Here is a 15,941-nt window from a genome sequence, read left to right on the forward strand (position 1 = left end):
CCATGGCCGGACTGACCCTCAGATCGCTCCACAAGAGCTATGGCAATGTCGAGGTCATCAAGGGGGTCGACCTCAGCATCGACCATGGCGAGTTCGTCGTCTTTGTCGGCCCCTCGGGCTGCGGCAAGTCCACGCTATTGCGCATGATCGCGGGCCTCGAGGAGATTTCGGCGGGCGAATTGTGGATCGGCGAGGTGCTGTGCAACCATGTCGAGCCGCGCGACCGGGGCATCGCCATGGTGTTCCAGAACTACGCGCTCTATCCGCATATGAGCGTTTACGACAATGTCGGGTTCGGGCTGAAGCTCGCCCGTACGCCCCGGGATATCCGCGACAGGAAGATCCGCGAGGCCGCCCGCATCCTCCAGATGGAGCATCTGCTCGAGCGCAAGCCCAGCCAGCTTTCCGGCGGCCAGCGCCAGCGCGTCGCCATCGGCCGCGCCATCGTGCGCCAGCCCGAGGTGTTCCTGTTCGACGAGCCCCTGTCCAATCTCGATGCCGCGCTGCGCGTCGACATGCGCATGGAACTGGCCCGGCTCCACAACGATCTGGGCTCGACCATGATCTACGTCACCCACGATCAGGTTGAGGCCATGACGCTGGCCGACAAGATCGTGGTGCTCGATGGGGGCGTCGTGCAGCAGGTGGGCAGTCCCATCGAGCTCTATCAGCGTCCGGCCAATCTGTTCGTCGCCGGCTTCATCGGCTCGCCCAAGATGAACTTCATTGCCGTCGAGGTCGAAAAATCCGATGGCGATGCCGTCGTCGTCAGCGGGCAGGACGTGGTGGGCCTCGCCGTCGCCGCGCCCACTGCCGGGCTGCACGCCGGCGACCGGCTGACCCTGGGCGTGCGCCCGCACGATCTGACGGCTACCGCCGCCACCTCCATCGTGGGGCGTATTGGCCTGGTCGAGCGGCTGGGCAACGAAACCATCGTCAATCTCGAACTGCCCTCCGGCGCCTCCTGGCTGGCCGTCCTGGGTGGCGACCAGGCGCTCCGCCGCGGCGAAAGCCTGGCGCTGGGCGTCGATCCCGCCAAAGCCCTGCTGTTCGATACCCAGGGGCGCGCCCTGCTACCCGCACGGGAAGGCGGCTGATCGACAAATTTCTCCTGCCCTATCCCCCGGCACATCTTACCGGACCCCTCCCATCCGTCATTGCCGGACTCGTTCCGGCAATCCACCTTTCCACACCCCGGGCACCCCTATTCCGCCTCCGCCCCCACCGCTTTCAGCATCTTGTCCGTCAGCTTCTGGCGCTGCTTGAAATATCCCTCCCAGACATCCCCGCTCCGCGCCCGCTGCGCCGCGGCGTCGAGCGAAAAGCCATTGGCCCGCTTGAGCCCCTTCACCTCGTCCCAGCTCACCGGCACGGCCACCGGGGCGCCTTCGCGCGAGCGGACCGACCAGGGACAGATGGCGGTCGAGCCGCGTTCGTTGCGCAGATAGTCGAGAAAGAGCCGCCCCTTGCGCTGTGCCTTGGAGAGATTGGCGGTGAAGCGCTGCGGCTCCTCCGCCGCCAGGTTCTGCGCGATGGCGCGGCAGAAGGCCTTGATCCCGGGCCATGTCTTGCCGGGCTCGAGCGGCACCACCACATGGATGCCCTTGCCGCCCGACACCATGGCATAGCTGACCAGGCCCAGCGCCTCCAGCCGGTCGCGGATGTCAGTGGCGGCGCCGGTGATGGCGGAAAAATCGAGGCCGATATCGGGGTCGATGTCGAAGACCAGCCGGTCCGGCTGCTCCACTGCGGGGAAATGCGAGCCCCAGATATGCCATTCGAGCACGTTCATCTGCGTGCCGGCCACCAGCCCCGCCAGGTCCTCGATAAAGAAGTAATCCTTCTTTTCGCCGTCCTTTTCGGTGATCGGGGCCGAGCGTAGCTGGGGCGGAAAGCCGCCGGTATCGTGCTTTTGGAAAAAGCACTGCTTCGCCCGGCCCTGCGGGCAGCGCACCAGGCTGAGCGGCCGGTTGGCGATATGGGGCAGCATGGCCTCGGCAACCGCCTCGTAATAGGCCACCAGCGCCGATTTGGTGATGCCCTGCCCCGGATAGACCACCCGGTCGGGCGAGGTCAGCCGCACGCCGAGGCGTTCGGCCACCTCCTCGCCATCGTCCTCTATGGGTTGCGGCTCTTCCATGCGAACCTCCTTGGCCGGCTTATCGCCGCGCAGGCCGATGAATGAGGGATGGCGCAGAATGCCGTCCCCCGTCATCTCGGTATAGGCAATCTCGCCGACCAGTTCCGGCCTCGTCCATCTGGCGTGGCGGGCGATCTCGCGCGGCACCGCCGCGAAGGGGCTGGTCTTGCGCGCCAGCTTCTGCAATCGCCCGAATATCTCCTCCAGCAGATCCTGGCTGAACCCGGTTCCCACCCGTCCGCGATAGATCAGCCTGTCGCCTTCCCAGGCGCCGAGCAGCAGCGAGGCGAACCCCCGGCGCTTGCTCGAGGGCGACCAGCCGCCGATGACGAATTCCTGCCGGTGCAGGCATTTGATCTTGAGCCAGTCCTTGCTGCGCTCGCCGCGATAGGGGGCGCCGGCGCGCTTGGCGATGGTGCCCTCATGCCCCTCGCTGCACAGCGCATCGAGCACTTTCTGGCCGTGTCCGCGCACATGCGAGGAATATTGCACCGGGTCCTGTCGCGCCGATTTGCCCAGCAGTTTCTCCAGCCGCGCCTTGCGCTCGACGAGAGGCAACTTGCTGAGGTCCTTTCCGTCCGCTTCCAAAAGGTCGAAGGCGAAATATTCGAGCCGCCCGCCATTGCTGAGGACGTTCTTGAGCGTGGTGAAATCGGTGCGCCCCTTGGCATCGAAGGCACAGACCTCGCCATCGATCAGCGCCGAGCCGATCCGCAGCTTGCGCAGCGGCGCCACCAGCGCGCCGAACCGGTCGGTCCAGTCGAGCCCGCTGCGCGTATAAAGGCGCACGCTGTCGCCGGCGATAGCGGCAAGGCAGCGATAGCCGTCATATTTCATCTCGAACAGCCAGTCCTCGCCCGCCGGCACGCTGTCGACCAGCGTGGCGAGCTGCACCGGGCGGAAGGCGGGCACCTCGCCGCCATCCGAATGCCAGACCGCTTTGGCCGGCACCTTGCTGGCCTTTTCCGGCGCCGCGCCGCCGGCGATGCCCTTGAAATCGCGGCCCGTGGCCACCGAGCGGGTGAAGCGCGTGGTCAGCGTATCCTTGTCGCGCGCATAGGCGTCGCGGTGCTTGATCAGCAGCCAGTTCTCCCGGTCCGGCCCGGAACGCCTTTTGGTGTCGCGCCCCTTCATGTGCACCAGCACCCATTCGCCCTTCATCCGTTCACCGAACAGGCGGAATTTGAGGTCGCCCTTTTCCAATCCCTCATGCGGGTCGCCCAGCGGCTCCCAGGTGCCCCGGTCCCACAGCATCACCGTGCCGCCGCCATATTCGCCCTCGGGAATGGTCCCCTCGAAGCCGCCATAGTCGAGCGGATGATCCTCCACCCGCACCGCCAGCCGCTTGTCGGCGGGATTGTTGGACGGTCCCTTGGTCACCGCCCAGCTCTTGAGCACCCCGTCGAGCTCGATGCGGAAATCGTAGTGCAGGCGCGTCGCGTCGTGCTTCTGGACGACGAAACTGCCGCGCCCGGCTTCCGGCAGGTTCGCGTCGTCGCCCGACGGCTCCTGGGTGCGGGCGAAATTGCGCTTGGCCCGGTAGTCCCGCAGCAGGTCTTCGGCCTTGCCCGCCATGGTCAGCCCGCCTTCCGGCGCGAGGGCTTGCGGGCCTTGCCGCCGCTGCCTTCGAGGCTTTCCTTGAGCGCCGCCATCAGGTCGACCACGTTCTCGCCGCGCGGCCGCTCGGGCGCCTCCTCCTCGGTGGCGGTGATCTTGCGGCCCTTGGCCTTCATCTTGCGCTTGATGAGATCGTGCAGGGCCGCCTGGTAATGGTCCTTGAAGGCGCCGGCATCGAAGGGCGCGGTCTTCTTCTCGATCAGGGCCGTGGCCACGTCCAGCAGTTCCGCCTCGGCCTTCTTGCCGGAAATCTGCGCGAAGAACGGGTCCGCCTTGCGGATCTCGTTCTCGTAGTGCAGCGTTTCGAGCATCAGCCCGGTGCCGCTGGGCTTGATGGCGGCCAGATATTCCTTGCCGCGCAGCGCCAGTTGCCCCAGCCCCACCCGCTCGGTCTGGCGCAGGGCGTCGCGGATCACCCGGAAGGCGTCCTCGGCCAGTTCGTCCGTGGGCACGACGAAATAGGATTTGTCGTAGTAGATCGGGTCGATCTCGCAGGCGCCCACGAATTGGGTCAGCTCCAGCGTCTTGCGCGTCTCGAGCTTGACCGCGTCGATCTCGTCGTCGGTCAACAGCACATAGTCGCCCTTTTCGTATTCGAAGCCCTTGATGATCTCGTCCTTGTCCACCGGCCCCACCCCGGCCACCACCTTCTCGTAGCGGATGGGCTTGCCGGTGGGCTCGTGGATCTGGCGGAAGCTGGGCCGGGCGCCGCTGCGGGCGGCGCTGAACAACTCGACGGGAATGGCCACCAGCGACAGGCGGAGCTGGCCTTTCCAGATCGGGCGGGAAGCGGGCATGACATGGTCCCCCAATGGATCGGTGCTGCCAATCAACGCCCCATCGGCGCGCCCGTTCCGGTCACGTTTGGCGGCGCGGGGAACGTCTTGCCGTTCCGATCATTTGGGGGACGATGGCGAGGCAGGCGGAATGAAACTGGCAAAAGCGGTGCTGGACCGGATGCGGACCGAGGAAATCGGCCCCGCGCCGTCCCTGGTCTTTTCATCCGACGAGGAGCCGGGCTGGCGCCGCCGGCGCCGCGGCACCGGCTTTTCCTACGACGACGGCGCCGGCCAACGCCCCGGCAAGGCCGATCTGGCGCGCATCGGCGCGCTCGCCATTCCGCCGGCCTGGACCGATGTGTGGATCTGCAGGCAGGCGGGCGGCCATATCCAGGCCACCGGGCGCGACGAGAAGGGCCGCAAGCAATATCGCTATCATCCCGATTGGACGGCGCATCGCAGCGCCAGCAAGTTCGAGACGCTGCCCGCCTTCGCCCGGGCGCTGCCCGGCCTGCGCCAGGAGGTCGAAAGCGACCTGCGCCGGCGCAGCCTCGGCTATGAGCGGGTCGTCGCCTCCGTCGTCTGGCTGCTCGACAACAGCCTCATCCGCGTCGGCAATCCCGCCTATGCGCGCGACAACAAGAGTTTCGGGCTCACCACCCTGCGCAACCGCCATGTCGACATCGCCGGCCCGACGCTCAAATTCCACTTCAAGGGCAAATCCGGCAAGCTGTGGCGGCTGCAACTGGCCGACCGGCGCATCGCCCGGCTGATCAGGAGCCTGCAGGATCTGCCCGGCCAGCATCTTTTCCAATATGAGGGCGAGGACGGCGTCATGACGCTCACCTCGCGCGACGTCAACGACTATATCGCCGCCCATGCCGGCCCCGGTTTCACCTCCAAGCATTTCCGCACCTGGGCGGCCAGCGTGCGCGCCTTCGGCCTCTTCGCCGCGGCGCCCCTGCCCGAAAGCCGGACCGCGCAGCTCCGCACCATCAACGCCGTGCTCGATCAGGTGGCGGCGCGGCTGGGCAATACCCGCGCCGTCTGCCGGCAATGCTATGTGCATCCGGCCATTCCCCGGCATTGGCAGGCCGGCACGCTGCGGCGCTCGGGCCGGCTGAAGCAAGTCGCGGGGCTCGACGAGGACGAGGTCGAAACCGCCGCCTTCCTGCGCCGGCTGGGGAAACCATAGGACCGTCCGGGCAACGAAAAAGGGCCGGCGTTGCCACCGGCCCTTTCCAAGTCGATCCGTCGCCGCTCAGCGCCTAGCGGCGAACAGGCCCCAGGCACCGGTGACGGTGAGCGCGGCAAGGCCCATCTTGAGCGCATCCCAGACGATGAAGGGCTGCACGGCCTTGGCGAAGGCCGAGACGAGGACATTGCTCTGGTCGACCCAGGCGGCCTGGCCGGCCATGGCGACGAGCCAGGCGAAGCCGAAGACATAGAGCACGGCAGTGCCCGCCAGCATGGCGCCAAAGAGCGCCAGCGGGCGCCCGGAGGCGCCGCGGTCGGCGGCGGCGCCGATGATGGCCGCCATGGCAAGGAAACCGAGGAGGAAACCGCTGGTCGGCCCCACCAGATAGACGAGGCCGCCGCCCGTGGCGAAGACCGGCAGGCCCATGGCGCCTTCGAGCAGATAGAGGGCGACGGTGGCGAGGCCGATGCGCATGCCGAAGGCGGCGGCCAGGGCGGCGACGGCGAAGGTCTGCATGGTCACCGGAATCGGCCACACCGGCACGTTGATCTTGGCGGAAGCGGTGAGGAGCATCGTGCCCAGCACGACGATCGCGGCATTGCTCGCCAGCCTGGCGATGTTACCCTTGGGCTGGAACACGCCGAGAAGCGTGTTGGGCGTGGTCAAAGTCACGGCCATTTCATACCTTCCATGCTTGGTGAACCCTCATCCCGGAAGGGACGTCCGGTTCGGTCTCCCCGTTCATACGTTTTCGTCATCGTCCGTGCAATGGCAAGCTCCGCTCCGTCCCTCGTCTTCGACACCAGCTTCATCCCCGAAACCGGCAAGCCGGTGATCGAGGCGCGCGGCGTCGTGCGGGTCACCGCCCCCAATGCCTCGCCCTATACGTTCACCGGCACCAATTCCTTCCTGCTGGGCCACGACAAGCTGGCCCTGGTCGATCCCGGCCCCGAGGATGCGGCCCATATCGAGGCGCTCGGCGCCGCCATCGCCGGCCGGCCGGTCGCGGCGATCCTACTCACCCACACCCATCGCGACCACAGCGCCGCCGCCGCCGGCTGGGCCCGGGCGCTGGGCACGCCGCTCTGGTTCGGGGGTCGGCATCGCCTGTCGCGCCCGCTGCGCCGCTTCGAGATCAATCCGATTCGCCGCTCCTGCGACTGGGAGCTGGTGCCCGACCGCATTTTGGCGGATGGCGAACAGGTGCTCGCCGGCGATCTGAAGATCACCGTGCACACGACGCCCGGCCATTGCGCCAACCATCTCGCCTTCGGCGTCGCCGGCACCGAAACCCTGCTCACGGGCGACCACGTCATGGGCTGGAACTCCACGCTGGTCTCGACGCCGGACGGCTCCATGGCCGATTATCTCGCCTCGCTCGACAAGGTCGTCGCCCTGCCCTATCGCCACTACCTGCCCGCCCATGGCGGCCCCATCGATGACGGCCCCGCCTATGCCGCCGCTCTCCTCGCGCATCGGCACTCGCGCAACGAACAGGTCCTCGCCGCCATCGCCGGCGGCGCCCGCACCATCGGCGCGGTGCTCGACGCCATCTATCCGGCCCAGCCGCAGAAAGTCCGCATCGCCGCCCGCATGACCATCACCGCCCATGTCGAATATCTCGAAGCCCGGGGCGATCTGCGGGTCAGATGGGGCTGGCCCGAAGCCCGGCTGGCACTGGCGTAGAACCGTCCTGCCTGCACGGGGCCGGTCAGGCGCAGGCCCTCAATCCCGCCCGAACCCCACCGCGCCCTCGCGTCCGGTCTGGCCCCGGTGGCGCAGCATGTGGTCGGCGAGCACCAGCGCCATCATCGCTTCGCCCACCGGCACGGCGCGGATGCCCACACAGGGGTCGTGGCGGCCCTTGGTGACGATGTCGGCATCCTCGTTCGCGGTGGTCACGGTCTGGCGCGGCGTCAGGATGGAGGAGGTGGGCTTGACCGCGAAACGGCACACGATGGGATCGCCATTGGAGACCCCGCCCAGAATGCCGCCGGCATTGTTGGAGAGGAAATACGGTTTTTCCGCTCCGGCGCGCATCTGGTCGGCATTCTCGACCCCGGTGAGGCCCGCCGCCTCGAAGCCGGCGCCGATCTCGACCGCCTTGACCGCGTTGATGCTCATCATCGCCGAGGCGAGGTCGGCGCTCAGCTTGCCGTAGATGGGCGCGCCCCAGCCGGCCGGCACGCCTTCGGCCACGACCTCGATCACCGCCCCGGCGGAATTGCCGCTCTTGCGCAGCCCGTCGAGATAGTCGGCCCACAGCGCAGCGGCCTCGGCGTCGGCGCAGAAGAACGGGTTCTCGCCCACCTGCGCCCAGTCGAAATTGCCGTAATCAATTCTGTGCGGCCCCATCTGCACGAGGCTGGCCCTTATGGTGACGCCCCCCAGCACCTGCCGCGCCACCGCGCCCGCCGCCACCCGCGCCGCCGTTTCACGCGCCGAGGTACGCCCGCCGCCGCGATAGTCGCGGATGCCGTATTTCTGGTCATAGGTATAGTCGGCGTGGCCGGGACGGTATTTGTCGCGGATTTCCGAATAATCCTTGGAGCGCTGGTCGGTGTTCTCGATCATCAGCGAGATCGGCGTACCGGTGGTGCGCGGCCCGTCGGTGCGCTCGTCCTCGAAGACGCCCGACAGAATCCGCACCGCATCCGGCTCGCGCCTCTGGGTGGTGAACTTGCTCTGGCCCGGCCGGCGGCGGTCGAGATCGCGCTGGATCATTTCAGGGGTGAGGGCGATGCCGGGCGGACAGCCATCCACCACCACGCCCAGAGCCGGCCCGTGGCTCTCCCCCCAGGTGGTGAAACGGAAAAGATGCCCGAACGTATTGAAAGACATGGCGCAGCCTCTTGGGTTGAGGCTTTCTAGGCAGGCGCCGCCCTCAGGTCAATCGAGCCAGTTCTCCAGCTTCAGCCCGGCCACGCGCGAGAATTCCCCCATATTGGCCGTCACGAGAGGGAGATTTAAGGCCACGGCATGAGCGGCGATGAAGAGGTCGTTGGAGCCGATGGGCTTGCCATCGCGTTCCAGCGCGGCCCGAAGATCGGCGTAACCCTGATCGGCGGGCGACTCGAAAGGCAACACCTCCAGAAAACCCAGCGCCCATTCCATCTGACGCTGGAGCCTTGCCGAGCCCGTGCGCGCGATGCCAAATCTGAGTTCGCACAATACGATGACGGAGATAGCAACGCTGCCCACCTCATATACGCGCAGACGCTCACCCACGCGCCCGGCCGGATAGCGCATGAAAACCGACACGATATTGGTGTCGAGCATCAACCGGGCGCGGCTCAAAGCTCTACATCATCCAGAGGCAGCAGCCCTTCATCCACATCCGGCCAGTCGACGTCGATGGTCTCCATCTGATCCAGCACTTCGGCCCAGCTTTTGGGCGGATTCGCCTTGAGGGTCGGTTCGATGATGAGGCGATGCCCTTCACGGGTCACGGTGATTTCCGTGCCCGGCAGTTCGAAACCGTGCGGCACCTTGATGACCTGGCTGTCACCGGCGCGAAAAAGGCTGCTCTTCTTGATCTCGTTCACATGCGCCTCCTTTGGAAGCCATGCCTCAAGATAGGCCCGAACGGCCCGGGCAACAAGTCAGAGGTCCCGCGCCCCGATCAGTTCCATCTTCCCGGGCGTGAAATGCATGATCACGTCCTGGGGCGGCGCCCAGTTGATGACGTCGATGATCGGCGCCCGCTCGATCAGCACCCGCAAGGTGCGGGCGATGCCGCCATGGGCGACGATGACCGAGGGGCCGCCCAGCACGCCGGCGAATTCGGAAAGCCGCGCCTCCACGTCGCGGTAGTTCTCGCCGTTTTCCGGGCGGAAGTCCCAATAGGTCTCGTCGCGGGCGCCGGGGGCCACCGCCATGTGAACCGGAAGCTCCTCATGCAGGCTCCCCTCCAGCACGCCGAAGCTGATCTCCATCAGCCGCACGTCGTATTTGACCTCGGGCAGGTGCTGCGAAAAGCCCATGCGCACCCGCTCCATGGTCTCGCGGGTGCGCCCGAGCGGCGAGGCGTGCCACTCGAAATTGCGCGGATCGAGGCCGCGCGCCGCGAACAGGGCCGCCAGCGTCGTGCCGTTCCGGCTCGCCTGGCCCCGACCCTTGTCGTTGAGTGGAATGTCCTTGCGGCCCTGATAGCGGCGCTCGGCGTTCCAGGGCGTTTCTCCATGCCGGATGAAATAGATTTCCGGCCAGACAAGGGCAGTCATCTTGCACATTCGCGCCCGATCCGGCGCGTCCTTCGAAAAGAGTGAAACCAGGATTTATGCGCCGGTCTCGCCGGCATCGTCGAGCAGTTTCATGCCCACCACGTTGAAGCCGGCATCGACATAATGGACTTCGCCGGTGACGCCGCCCGCCAGGTCCGAGAGCAGATAGGCGGCGGCGCCGCCCACATCGGCGATATCGACATTCTTGCGCAGCGCCGAATTGGCTTCCTGCCAGTGCAGCATGTCCCGCAGGCCCGAAATGCCCGAGGCGGCGAGGGTCTTGATGGCGCCGGCCGAAATGGCGTTGACGCGGATGCCCTTCTTGCCCAGGTCCACGGCCAGATAGCGCACCGAGGCCTCGAGCGCCGCCTTGGCCACGCCCATGACGTTGTAGTTGGGCACATATTTGACCGAGCCGTAATAGGTCAGGGTCAGCAGCGCCCCGCCCGGGTTCATCAGCGCTTCGGCGCGCCGCGCCACGGCGGTGAAGGAATAGACCGAGATGTCCATGGTCAGGGCGAAATTGTCCCGGCTGGTCTCGATATAGCGGCCCTCCAGCTCGTCCTTGTTGGAAAAGCCGATGGCGTGGACGACGAAGTCGAGCGAGCCCCACCGGTCCTTGAGCTGGCGGAAGGTCTCGTCCATGGCCGCCTCGTCGGTCACGTCGCATTCGACGAGGAAGTCCGAGCCCAGTTCGGCCGCCAGCGGCTCGACGCGGCGCTTGAGGGCCTCGCCCTGATAGGAAAAGGCCAATTCGGCACCCTGGGCGTGGAGCTGCCGGGCGATGCCCCAGGCGATCGAGCGGTTATTGGCCAGGCCCATGATCAGCCCGCGCTTGCCTGCCATCAATCCGGTGGACATTCTGGGTCTTTCCTTGTCTGGAGTCGTTTGCCCGGTTGTGGCACATGGGAGCCGGGGCGGGCAAGCGCGCGCCCGGGCCGGGTTCCAGTTTCACGGGAGTTTTCCATGTCCCTCTCCGCCGCCGCGATCGTTTCCGCCCTCGAGGGCCTGCTGGGCCCGGCCGGGGTGATCGGGGCGCCGGAGCGGATGGGCGCCTTTCTCAACGAGCCGCGCCGGCGCTTCCACCGGACCGCGGCGGCGGTGGCGGTGCCGCCCGATCGGGCGGCGGTGCAGGCGGTCATGCGCTGGGCGCACGAGAACCGCGTCGCCATCGTTCCCCAGGGCGGCAATACCGGGCTGGTGGGCGCGCAGGTGCCGGCGCGGGGCGACGAGGTGATCCTCAGCCTCGCCCGGCTCGACGAGATCCGCTCCCTCGATGCCGGGGCCGGGGTCATGGTGGCCGAGGCCGGGGTGATCCTCGAAAACGCCCACAAGGCGGCCGAGGCGGCGGGCGCCATGTTCCCGCTCTGGCTGGCCTCGCAGGGTTCGGCCCGCATCGGGGGCGTCCTCTCCTCCAATGCCGGCGGGGTCAACGTGCTGGCCTATGGCAATGCGCGCGAGCTGACCATGGGCGTCGAGGCGGTGCTGGCCGATGGCCGGCTCTATAACGGCCTCACCGCCCTCAAAAAGGACAATACCGGCTACGATCTCAAGGATTTGCTGGTGGGAGCCGAGGGCACGCTGGGCGTCATCACCGCCGCCAGCCTCAAGCTGTTTCCCCTGCCCCGGGATTACGAGACGGCGCTGGTCAATCTCGATTCCCCCGACATGGCGCTGGCGCTGCTCCGGCTGCTGCGCCAGCGCGCCGGGGCCCGCCTCAACGCGTTCGAGCTCATTCCCCGTATCGGGCTCGACATCCAGCTCCGGCACGGGATGCTCGATGCCGATCCCAGCGCCGGCCTCGCGCCCTGGTACGGTCTGGTGGAAATCTCCCGCATGGAGGGCACTGCCCCCGGCACCCTGGCGGAGATTCTCGAAGCCGCCTTCGAAGCGGGCCTCCTCACCGATGCGGTCATCGCCGAATCGCTGGCCGACCGCACCCGCATGTGGGCGTTCCGCGAGCAGATGAGCGAATGCCAGAGCCGCGAGGGCGCCTCCATCAAGCATGACGTGTCGGTGCCCGTCGCCGCCATTCCGGCGCTGATAAGCGAAGGCAATGCGGCCGCCGAAAAGCTGGTGCCCGGCATCCGCCCGGTGCCCTTCGGCCATATGGGCGACGGCAATATCCACTTCAATTTCTCCATGCCCGCGGGCGCCGATCCCCAGGCGTTCATGGCCCGCCACGACGAGCAATTGCATGCGGCCATCTACGAGGTGGTGCTGCGCCATGGCGGCTCGGTCTCGGCCGAGCACGGCATCGGCCAGCTCAAGGTCGAGCTGCTGAAACAGGTCAAGGACCCGGTGGCGCTGGAGATGATGCGGGCCATCAAGGCCGCGCTCGATCCGCGCGGCATCCTCAATCCGGGCAAGATGCTGGGCTGATCTCATGTGCCCTGGTTCCCCCGATGTGGGTTCTTGCATCGGCCTCGTGCCTGCTCCATCTAAGGCCGCATGCTTGACGACATCGAATTTCTTGACGACGCCACCCGTCCCCCGGCCCCCAGGCTCGAGGGGCTGACCCCGGCGCAGCGCGCGGCGGGCGAACATCTCAAACAGATCCATGACCATTTGCGCGCCAATATGGTGACGCTGGGCAAGCTGATCGAGCGCGCCAATGCGGGCACGGTCTCGCCCGCCGAAGTGGCCGCCCAAACCGGCAATCTCGAAATGGTGTCCAATTTCCGCCGCTTCGGCAATCTGTGCGGCCAGTATTGCCAGTTCGTGCATACCCACCATTCCATCGAGGACGCGCATCTGTTTCCGGCGCTGGCGCAGCAGGGCCCGGTGTTCAAGGCCATCGCCGACCGGCTCCGGGCCGAGCATGTGGTGGTGCACGAATTGCTGCTGCGCCTCATCGACGCCCTCAACGCGCTGGCCGGCGAGCCGACGCCGGAGCGGTTCGAGGACACCAAGCTGGTCTATCACGCGCTCGAAAAAGTGCTGCTCTCGCATCTGGGCTACGAGGAAGACGCCATGGGCGACGCGCTGGGCTATTTCGGCATCATGTAGGGGTGGTGCCCCTCTGGGCCCGCGTCGCAAGGGCAGCAGTTGTTTGCAACGCCGCTTTCTCCCCCATCGTCACCACCGGGCTCGTCCCGGTGGTCCAGACGGGCTTCCGGCAAGCTGGATTGCCGGGACAAGCCCGGCAATGACGTCAAAAACTCAAATCGCGCTAGGACATACTGAGTGAAACCCTCTTGTCCTCCCCTCTGGAGACAGGAGACCTAAAACAGGTTCATCTGCCCGCCCCGGTCCTCCTCCGCCCTTTCCGCCGCCACTTCCGCGATCAGCCCCGGATCGTCCTCGCGCGCCGAATTGACCCGGCTGGACACCGGATGGAATTTCAACGCTCCCTCGGGCAGCGGCAGGGCCAGTTGCGCCGCCTCCTGGGCGCGTACCCCGCGCACGTCGAGCCAGGCATCCTGTGCCGCCTCGTCGAGCAGGATCGCCGCCATGCGGTGGTGGATCGCCGCCAATTGCGCATTGGCCGGCACGGTGACGGTGGCGAGGCTGTCGATCTCCTCGCCCTCGGGTCCCGTCCAGACCGCCCGCAGCCCGGCCAGCGCCATGGGCTGCCCGTCGGCGCGAGTGATGTAATAGGGCCGCTTCTTGCCGTCCGCCCCGGCATGCCATTCGTAATAGCCGCTGGCCGGCACGATGCAGCGGCCATGTTTCAGCGCATGGCGAAAGGCCGGCTTTTCCGCCATGCTCTCGGCGCGGGCATTGATCAGCAGCGGAAAGTCGCGCGGGTCCTTCACCCAGCCGGGCACGAGGCCCCAGCGGGCGAAATGCGCCGCCCGCCGCGCCTCCCCCTCCCAGATCGCCACCACCGGCTGGGTCGGGGCGATATTGTAGCGCGGCACCACCGCGACGGTGTCGAGGAGCTTGTAGAGCTCCGCCATCTTCCCTTGCTTCAGGGTCAGTGCATAGCGTCCGCACATGGCATGTCTCCTTCACCTCTGGAGGGGTAGACTCCCCGGCAACGAATCGCAAACCACCTCCGGAGCCATGACCGATCAACCCAACGCCGCCAGCGTCGCCATCGTTCGCGACGGCAAGGTATTGCTCATCAAGCGCGCCTTCGCACCCTATCAGAATCTGTGGACCTTTCCCGGCGGCCGCATGGACGAGGGCGAGACCCCCGAGCAATGCGCCATCCGCGAGGTGGAGGAGGAGGTGGGGCTGGCCATCCGCAATCCCCGCCTTGCGCTGGTGCAGTCGCTAGGACGCGACGGCTCCTACCGGCTCGCGGTCTTCGCCACCACCGACTTTTCCGGGATCATTCGCCCCTCCGACGAGATCGCCGATCATAAATGGGCCGATCCGGGCATGCTCCCGGCCCTGCGCACCACATCCCGGCTCGATGACGTGATCAGGGAATGCTTCCGGGTTCTGGAGCAAAGCTGGTAGAAGGCGGGCATGACAGCACCCTTGCGTCTTCTCGCCGCCCTTCTGGTTTCCGCCGGCCTCGCCGCCCCGGCGCTCGCCATCGATCCGCCCTATCAGCGGCAGATGGAGCGGCTGGCCGAGATCATGGGGAGCCTCTATTTCCTGCAGCCGCTATGCGAGCCCGCCAGCGAGGACTGGCGCCAGCAGATGGCCGAACTGATCGCGCTCGACGAGCCCGACGAGGACCGGCGGCAGCGCCTCGCCGGCTCGTTCAATGGCGGCTACACGGCCTTTGCCCGCTTCCATCGCCAGTGCACCCCGGCCTCGCGCGAGGCGTTGAAGCGCCTGTTGAAAGAGGCGCAGCTTCTGGCGCGCGAAATCCACACCCGCTTCGCCGAATAGCGGGGGGTCGGTAGAATTGCCCACCGGATGTTAACCTTCGGGTTACGTCCCCCGCGCGGCGCCCTTTGGTCCGTGTTATTCCGTCCGCATGAGCACGACCAAGTCCATCTTCTCGCCCGCCTCGGGGATCGGCCCGTTCGACCGCAGCCAGGCGGAGCGCCAGCTTGCCCTCGAATATCTGGCCGAGGCGTGGAACAGTGCCGAGGAAGACGGGCTCGAGGCCGCCTCCCTCGCCCATGCCTCGCTTTTCGCCGCGCTCGCCACCTTCGTGCGCCTGCATGGCGACGAAGCCACCGCCGACCTCGTCGCGCAACTGCCCGAGCGCATCCGCAACGGCGAATACAATCTCGAGCGGGTCCTGCAATAGGCCGGCTTTCTGACCGTCCTGCCATAAATTCGCGCCGAATTTTCGGCGTGATGTCTCCTGGCCTGTTATCCGGGAGCCCCTTTCATGCGCCGCCTGCCCGTCCTGATCGCCGCCCTGTTCCTCGCCGCGCCCGCCCTGGCCCAGGAGGACGCCTCCTATGACCCCTATGCCGATCTCGTCGTCAGCGATGACGTGTCCGCCCTGCCCGAGCCGGTTCGGGCGATGCGCGAGCAGTTGATCGAGGCGACCAGGACCGGCGATCTCGACAGTCTCCAGCCGATCATCGACGCGCAGGACACGCCGCCCAATGTCAGCTTCGGCCGCCCCGACGACGCGCTGGCCTATCTGCGCGAGCAGTCGGAGGACGAAGAGGGCCGGCAGATCCTCGCCCTGCTGCGCAACCTGCTCGAAATGCCCTACGCCGTGCTCGGCGCCGGCAGCGACAGCCCCAACTATGTCTGGCCCTATCTGGCCGTCGCCGACCTCGCCGCCCTCACGCCCGGGCAGACCGTCGACGCCTACCGCCTCGTCACCGCCGCCCAGCTCGCGGACATGCACGGTTTCGGCGGCTGGTTCTGGTGGCGCGTCTATATCGGCCCCGATGGCGACTGGCAGGCCTTCGTCGCAGGCGATTGAGGTTTGGCGCCGGTCCCTCGGCTCCCCTCCCCTTGACGGTCGGGGGTGGGGGTCCTCTTTGGTGGCTCACAAATCCACCCCCTCCCCAACCCTCCCCTCAAGGGCAGGGGATTACATGTGAGCCTGACGGTGCAATGGCCGCTGTTGCGTTCCCCTCCCCCTTGAGGGGAGGGGTTAGGGGTGGGGGTTC

The 15,941-nt window shown here is 66.9% G+C and carries 18 protein-coding genes; 9 read left to right on the forward strand and 9 right to left on the reverse strand.

Annotated features, from left to right (window positions below):
• Positions 1-2: 2 nt before the first annotated feature.
• Positions 3-1,097 carry an ABC transporter ATP-binding protein gene (locus tag ACFOOL_RS11305; RefSeq protein ID WP_380097143.1) on the forward strand — a complete coding sequence of 365 codons (1,095 nt, stop codon included), beginning with the start codon at positions 3-5 and terminating at the stop codon, positions 1,095-1,097.
• Positions 1,098-1,204: 107 nt separating this feature from the next.
• Here the strand turns inward: ACFOOL_RS11305 and ligD are convergent, their stop codons facing one another.
• Positions 1,205-3,715, reverse strand: coding sequence for a DNA ligase D (gene ligD, locus ACFOOL_RS11310; RefSeq protein ID WP_380097145.1), 2,511 nt, complete (start codon positions 3,713-3,715; stop codon positions 1,205-1,207).
• A gap of 2 nt (positions 3,716-3,717) precedes the next feature.
• Entirely contained in the window at positions 3,718-4,554 is an 837-nt protein-coding gene (gene ku, locus ACFOOL_RS11315; RefSeq protein WP_380097147.1) for a non-homologous end joining protein Ku, read from the reverse strand.
• 130 nt (positions 4,555-4,684) lie between these two features.
• On the opposite strand from ku, the gene ACFOOL_RS11320 reads away from it, so the two are divergent.
• Positions 4,685-5,731 carry a DNA topoisomerase IB gene (locus tag ACFOOL_RS11320; protein ID WP_380097149.1) on the forward strand — a complete coding sequence of 349 codons (1,047 nt, stop codon included), beginning with the start codon at positions 4,685-4,687 and terminating at the stop codon, positions 5,729-5,731.
• A 66-nt stretch (positions 5,732-5,797) separates the two neighbouring features.
• Here the strand turns inward: ACFOOL_RS11320 and ACFOOL_RS11325 are convergent, their stop codons facing one another.
• Positions 5,798-6,412 (reverse strand): biotin transporter BioY, encoded by a 615-nt coding sequence (locus ACFOOL_RS11325; RefSeq protein WP_380097150.1) that lies wholly within the window; start codon positions 6,410-6,412, stop codon positions 5,798-5,800.
• A 90-nt stretch (positions 6,413-6,502) separates the two neighbouring features.
• On the opposite strand from ACFOOL_RS11325, the gene ACFOOL_RS11330 reads away from it, so the two are divergent.
• Positions 6,503-7,420 carry an MBL fold metallo-hydrolase gene (locus ACFOOL_RS11330; protein ID WP_380097152.1) on the forward strand — a complete coding sequence of 306 codons (918 nt, stop codon included), beginning with the start codon at positions 6,503-6,505 and terminating at the stop codon, positions 7,418-7,420.
• A gap of 39 nt (positions 7,421-7,459) precedes the next feature.
• On the opposite strand, the gene aroC is transcribed toward ACFOOL_RS11330, so the two are convergent.
• From aroC to ACFOOL_RS11355, 5 genes are read right to left on the reverse strand one after another with little or no spacing between them, the layout of a single operon-like run.
• Entirely contained in the window at positions 7,460-8,575 is a 1,116-nt protein-coding gene (gene aroC, locus ACFOOL_RS11335; protein WP_380097153.1) for a chorismate synthase, read from the reverse strand.
• Between the two features lie 48 nt (positions 8,576-8,623).
• Entirely contained in the window at positions 8,624-9,013 is a 390-nt protein-coding gene (locus ACFOOL_RS11340) for a type II toxin-antitoxin system VapC family toxin (RefSeq protein ID WP_380097154.1), read from the reverse strand.
• A 14-nt stretch (positions 9,014-9,027) separates the two neighbouring features.
• A complete protein-coding gene (locus tag ACFOOL_RS11345; protein WP_380097156.1) occupies positions 9,028-9,279 on the reverse strand; it encodes an antitoxin in 252 nt (83 codons plus the stop codon).
• A 57-nt stretch (positions 9,280-9,336) separates the two neighbouring features.
• Positions 9,337-9,957 carry a histidine phosphatase family protein gene (locus tag ACFOOL_RS11350; protein WP_380097157.1) on the reverse strand — a complete coding sequence of 207 codons (621 nt, stop codon included), beginning with the start codon at positions 9,955-9,957 and terminating at the stop codon, positions 9,337-9,339.
• A 54-nt stretch (positions 9,958-10,011) separates the two neighbouring features.
• A complete protein-coding gene (locus ACFOOL_RS11355; RefSeq protein WP_380097159.1) occupies positions 10,012-10,818 on the reverse strand; it encodes an enoyl-ACP reductase FabI in 807 nt (268 codons plus the stop codon).
• A 105-nt stretch (positions 10,819-10,923) separates the two neighbouring features.
• Here ACFOOL_RS11355 and ACFOOL_RS11360 point away from each other — a divergent pair, with 105 nt between their 5' ends.
• Both ACFOOL_RS11360 and ACFOOL_RS11365 read left to right on the forward strand, forming a co-directional pair.
• The gene (locus ACFOOL_RS11360) at positions 10,924-12,339 is read left to right on the forward strand and encodes an FAD-binding oxidoreductase (RefSeq protein WP_380097160.1); all 1,416 of its coding nucleotides are present in this window, start codon (positions 10,924-10,926) and stop codon (positions 12,337-12,339) included.
• Between the two features lie 69 nt (positions 12,340-12,408).
• Positions 12,409-12,966, forward strand: coding sequence for a hemerythrin domain-containing protein (locus tag ACFOOL_RS11365; protein ID WP_380097161.1), 558 nt, complete (start codon positions 12,409-12,411; stop codon positions 12,964-12,966).
• Positions 12,967-13,181: 215 nt separating this feature from the next.
• Here ACFOOL_RS11365 and ACFOOL_RS11370 read toward each other — a convergent pair whose 3' ends face one another.
• Positions 13,182-13,898 (reverse strand): SOS response-associated peptidase, encoded by a 717-nt coding sequence (locus ACFOOL_RS11370; protein WP_380097163.1) that lies wholly within the window; start codon positions 13,896-13,898, stop codon positions 13,182-13,184.
• Between the two features lie 67 nt (positions 13,899-13,965).
• On the opposite strand from ACFOOL_RS11370, the gene ACFOOL_RS11375 reads away from it, so the two are divergent.
• The 4 genes from ACFOOL_RS11375 to ACFOOL_RS11390 all read left to right on the forward strand — a co-directional run bounded on the left by ACFOOL_RS11375 (position 13,966) and on the right by ACFOOL_RS11390 (position 15,751).
• Complete coding sequence (locus ACFOOL_RS11375; protein ID WP_380097164.1) at positions 13,966-14,367, forward strand: NUDIX hydrolase; 402 nt, start codon at positions 13,966-13,968, stop codon at positions 14,365-14,367.
• A gap of 9 nt (positions 14,368-14,376) precedes the next feature.
• Positions 14,377-14,748 (forward strand): TIGR02301 family protein, encoded by a 372-nt coding sequence (locus ACFOOL_RS11380; protein ID WP_380097165.1) that lies wholly within the window; start codon positions 14,377-14,379, stop codon positions 14,746-14,748.
• Between the two features lie 88 nt (positions 14,749-14,836).
• Positions 14,837-15,115, forward strand: a complete 279-nt coding sequence (locus ACFOOL_RS11385) for a hypothetical protein (RefSeq protein WP_380097166.1) — start codon at positions 14,837-14,839, stop codon at positions 15,113-15,115.
• 84 nt (positions 15,116-15,199) lie between these two features.
• A complete protein-coding gene (locus tag ACFOOL_RS11390; protein ID WP_380097167.1) occupies positions 15,200-15,751 on the forward strand; it encodes a hypothetical protein in 552 nt (183 codons plus the stop codon).
• Positions 15,752-15,941: the final 190 nt, after the last annotated feature.

Source organism: Devosia honganensis, assembly GCF_042648785.1.
In the GTDB taxonomy this organism is placed as follows: domain Bacteria; phylum Pseudomonadota; class Alphaproteobacteria; order Rhizobiales; family Devosiaceae; genus Devosia; species Devosia honganensis.